The organism is Pseudomonas sp. 102515, from assembly GCF_031085165.1.
GTDB lineage: Bacteria > Pseudomonadota > Gammaproteobacteria > Pseudomonadales > Pseudomonadaceae > Chryseomonas.
The window spans coordinates 1-232 of record NZ_JAVHTY010000024.1 but is presented as its reverse complement, the minus strand read 5'-3'; the positions used below and the strand labels follow the sequence as shown (position 1 = coordinate 232).

The 232-nt window shown below is 50.0% G+C and carries 1 rRNA gene; it reads right to left on the bottom strand.

Features of this window, described 5'->3' with window-relative positions:
- Positions 1-232: ribosomal RNA gene (locus tag RCF34_RS22825) — 23S ribosomal RNA — on the bottom strand; the annotation flags it as partial.

The following is a 232-nucleotide window of genomic DNA, read 5'->3' as shown; positions in this document are numbered from 1 at the left end:
CAGCGACTAAACGCCCTATTAAGACTCGCTTTCGCTACGCCTCCCCTATTCGGTTAAGCTCGCCACTGAAAATAAGTCGCTGACCCATTATACAAAAGGTACGCAGTCACCTAACAAAGTAGGCTCCCACTGCTTGTACGCATACGGTTTCAGGTTCTATTTCACTCCCCTCTCCGGGGTTCTTTTCGCCTTTCCCTCACGGTACTGGTTCACTATCGGTCAGTCAGGAGTA